Origin of the sequence: Nostocoides sp. (assembly GCF_035343835.1) — a bacterium.
GTDB classification, from domain to species: domain Bacteria; phylum Actinomycetota; class Actinomycetes; order Actinomycetales; family Dermatophilaceae; genus Nostocoides_A; species Nostocoides_A vanveenii.
On the sequence record NZ_DAOQZV010000072.1, the window covers coordinates 1 to 3,813 of the forward strand.

The 3,813-nt window shown below is 69.3% G+C and carries 3 protein-coding genes; all 3 read right to left on the minus strand.

Features of this window, described 5'->3' with window-relative positions:
- Positions 1–73: 73 nt before the first annotated feature.
- The 3 genes from PKH97_RS07130 to PKH97_RS07140 all read right to left on the minus strand — a co-directional run bounded on the left by PKH97_RS07130 (position 74) and on the right by PKH97_RS07140 (position 3,279).
- A complete protein-coding gene (locus PKH97_RS07130) occupies positions 74–1,633 on the minus strand; it encodes an anthranilate synthase component I (RefSeq protein ID WP_324386712.1) in 1,560 nt (519 codons plus the stop codon).
- Complete coding sequence (gene hisI, locus PKH97_RS07135; RefSeq protein ID WP_324386713.1) at positions 1,630–2,010, minus strand: phosphoribosyl-AMP cyclohydrolase; 381 nt, start codon at positions 2,008–2,010, stop codon at positions 1,630–1,632. The genes PKH97_RS07130 and hisI overlap by 4 nt, the downstream gene beginning before the upstream one ends.
- A 63-nt stretch (positions 2,011–2,073) precedes the next feature.
- Positions 2,074–3,279, minus strand: a complete 1,206-nt coding sequence (locus PKH97_RS07140) for a M1 family metallopeptidase (RefSeq protein ID WP_324386724.1) — start codon at positions 3,277–3,279, stop codon at positions 2,074–2,076.
- Between the last annotated feature and the right edge of the window lie 534 nt (positions 3,280–3,813).

The following is a 3,813-nucleotide window of genomic DNA, read 5'->3' on the forward strand; positions in this document are numbered from 1 at the left end:
ATAGCGGGTGGCAAGCAGATGCTGCGCTTGTTCCGCCAGCGCGCGGCGGGCCGGGAGCGGGTGGGGTCGGGCGTCATACGTGATCGACCGGGCGCAGGGTGCTCGCGGCGGCGATCGCCCGCAGGACGGCCGCGGCCTTGTTGCGGGTCTCGTCGTATTCGAGGGTCGGGACGCTGTCGGCGACGATGCCGGCGCCAGCCTGGACATAGGCGCGGCCACCGCGGATGACGGCGGTGCGGATCGCGATGGCGACGTCCATGTCCCCGTGGAAATCGGCATACCCGACGACGCCGCCGTAGATGCCGCGCCGAGTGGGTTCGTAGTCGTCGATCAGGGCCATCGCCCGCGGCTTGGGAGCCCCCGAGAGCGTGCCGGCGGGGAAGGTCGCGGCGAGCGCGTCGTAGGCGGTGTGACCCGAGGTGAGGTGGCCGACGACGGTGGACTCGAGGTGCATGACGTGGCTGTAATGGCGGGCGTTCATGAACTCGACGACGTCCACCGAGCCGGCGGCGCAGACGCGCTGGAGGTCGTTGCGGCCGAGGTCGACGAGCATGACGTGCTCGGCGCGCTCCTTGGGATCGTCGAGGAGCTCCTCCTGGAGCGCCAGATCGTGCTCGGGACTCTTGCCACGAGGGCGGGTGCCGGCGATCGGGTGCAGGATCACCTGGCGGCCGGTGACCTTGATATGCACCTCCGGCGAGGAGCCGACGATGTCCAGCGGGCCGCCGGCCGGATGCTCGAGCCGGAAGAAATACATATAGGGGCTGGGGTTGGTCGAGCGCAGCACGCGGTAGACATCGAGCGCATCGGCCGGACAGGCGATGTCGAAGCGCTGGCTGACGACGATCTGGAAGGCTTCGCCGGCCCGGATGTCTTCCTTGGCGCGTTCGACCATGTCCTCGAAGGCATTCGGCGTCATATTGGTCGTGACGTCAGCGAGGGCTGCGGCTGCGCGCGTCGGGTCCAGAGTGGAGACGGTCGACTCCGCGGGTCCCCCGAGGGCGGCTGTCATCGCATCGAGCCGCTCGAGCGCGTCGCGCCACGCCCACTCGACGCGGGCGTCGGTGTTGTCATAGTTGATGGCGTTGGCGATCAGCAGGACCGAGCCGTCGCTGTGGTCGAGCACGGCGACATCGGTGGCCAGGACCATGGCGACCTCGGGCACGTCGACGTCGCGGAGGGTGTTGTCGGGGAGCCGCTCCCAGCGGCGCACCGCGTCGTAGCTGATGGCACCGACCAGGCCGGAGGTCAGCGGCGGGAGGCCCGCGATGGGCTCGGTGGCCAGAGCGGCGACGGTGTCGCGGATCGCTTCGACCGGGTTGCCGCCGGTGGGGACGCCCACGGGCGGATCGCCGAGCCAGATCGCCTCGCCGTCACGCTCGGTGAGAGTCGCGCGGCTGGCAGCCCCGATGATCGAGTAGCGGCTCCAGACCCCGCCGTGCTCGGCCGACTCCAGCAAGAAGGTGCCGAGGCGGCCGCCCGCGAGGCGACGATAGAGCCCCAGCGGCGTCTCGCCGTCGGCGAGGAGCCGGCGCACGACCGGCACGACGCGGCGGTCCTGCGCGAGGACGGTGAAGGTCTCCAGGCTCGGCCAGGTGTGCCCGTATGCCAGATCGGGGGCTTCCGCGGTCATCGCTGGCCTCCGGCGGTGGTTGCGGTGGGCACGGCAGCAACGGCACCGAGGTCGTTGCCGTCGAAGCAGGTGCGCGTGCCCGTGTGGCAGGCGGCGCCGACCTGATCGACGCGGACGAGCAGGGCGTCGCCGTCGCAGTCGATCGCAACCGTCTTGACCAACTGGATATGTCCGGAGGTGTCGCCCTTGCACCAGTACTCCCCCCGGCTGCGCGACCAAAAGGTCACCCGGCCGGTCGTCAGGGTCCGGTGCACGGCTTCGTCATCCATCCAGCCGAGCATCAGCACCTCGCCGCTGTCGTGCTGTTGGATGATCGCCGCGACCAGGCCCTGCTCGTCCCGCTTCAGGCGTGCGGCGATGCTGGGGTCCAAGGGCATTGCTGCATTATCGCGCGCGCCCTGGTCTCGAGTGCTCGCGGAGCCGGATGCCGAGCGTTCGCGCTAGGCGCCGCGGGGCTTACCCGGCTGGAAGAGCCACGGCTCAAACAAGCCGCTGAGGTCGCGTCCCGACACCCGGGTCGCGAGCGTGACGAATTGAGCTGTGCTCGCGGGCTGGCGGCGGTGCATGGACACCCACTGGTGCAAGATCGTGCTCATCGCCGAGTCGCCGATGAGCCGGTCGAGGCGGTAGAGCATGGCCCCGCCGCGGGCGTACACCGCATCGGAGAAGAGGTCGTCGGCGCCTGGGTCGGTGACGACGGTCTGCCACGATCCCGACATATCGCGTACTGCTTCGCGATAGCTGGCCGCGAGCGACTCGTGGTCAGTGGTCGAGTGGTGTCGCCACAGCCACTCCCCCCACGTCGCAAGGCTCTCGTTGAGCCAGATGTCACGCCACTGCCCGAGCGCGACCTGGTCACCGAACCACTGGTGCGTCAGTTCATGGGCCACTGTGGCCTCGTCGGCCTCATCGGTCATCAAGAGGGTGCGGGTCTGGTTCTCCATGGAGGCCCCAGCCTGCAAGTCCTTATCGACGATGTGGCCGTAGGAGCTAAACGGGTAGGGTCCGAACTGCCCCGAGAGATAGCGCATCATCTGCGGCACCTTGGCCAGGACCGCGTCGATCTTCCGCTGCCTCCCGCTGGGGATGTCGCGGTCGATGTAGTCGTAGATCGGCACCCCCATCGCCGAGCGCGTGATAACGCGATAGTTGCCGACGGCGATCTCGGCGAGGTAGGGCGCCATCGGGTCGTTGGTACGCCATTGGTAGGCGGTCGTGTTGCCGGTGGTCCGCTTGCCCACCGGGAGACCGTTGCTGACCCCCACCAGCCCGCGGGGCACGGTGAGGTTGACGGCATACGTCGCCTTGTCGTGCGGGAGATCATTGCAGGGGAACCACGTCGGCGCACCCGTGGGTTCGGCTGACAACACCACACCATCGGCGGTCGGGATCAGCCCGGTCGAGAAGCCGTTGACGACTGGGGGTCGCCGGATGATCGCGCCATACGCCACGGCGACCGAGACCCGCGTGCCCGCGGCGATGAGCCGCTGCGGGGTGATCACCAACTCGCCATCGGCCCGATGCGCGTAGGCGACTGCGTGCCCGTTGATGGTCACGCTGCACACGTGGAGGGTGCTGGACAGGTCGAGGTCGAAGCGTGTGAGCGGCTGGGTGGCACGAATGGCGACCGTGGCGGTCCCCTCGATCCGGCCGAGGTGCTCCCCTTGAGCAGGTGGTACTGGTCGCGGATCGCCTTGGGCAGGTACTTCTCCGGCGTGTAGCTCCGGTCGAGGTCATAGTGCTGGGCATCGATCCCGCCATTGCCGGCCATGGGGTAGTACTGGTCCCCGCCGCCCGCGCTTTCGATGGTCGACTCGGTGCCGGACGGCGTGCCGTATGCCGCAGGAGCGCCGCCCGCGGTCGCCGCCGTTATCGACAGGGTCCAGGCCGCCCCGGCCAGGTCAGCACGTCGTTGGTCCAGAGGGTCACGCGCGTGTCGCCCGCCGCCTGCGCGAAGCCCACACAGGCCTTCACGAGCGCACTACCCGCACCCAGGCCGCGAGCTCTCGGGGTCACCAGGAGGACGCGCAACTTGGCCAGACCGGGCGGTTGCCTGCGAAGTCGGCGATGATCCGGGCAACCAGCGCCTCGAACTGCGAGCCCCAGCCGAACTGCTCGGCGTAGGCCTCGCCATTGGCCATCACGACCCACCCGCGGTCACCGGGCCGGTCGGCGAGCCG

Coding starts and splice junctions, on each gene's coding strand:
- hisI (WP_324386713.1), bottom strand. CDS start 2,010: ATGCCCTTGGACCCCAGCATCGCCGCACGCCTGAAGCGGGACGAGCAG.
- PKH97_RS07130 (WP_324386712.1), bottom strand. CDS start 1,633: ATGACCGCGGAAGCCCCCGATCTGGCATACGGGCACACCTGGCCGAGC.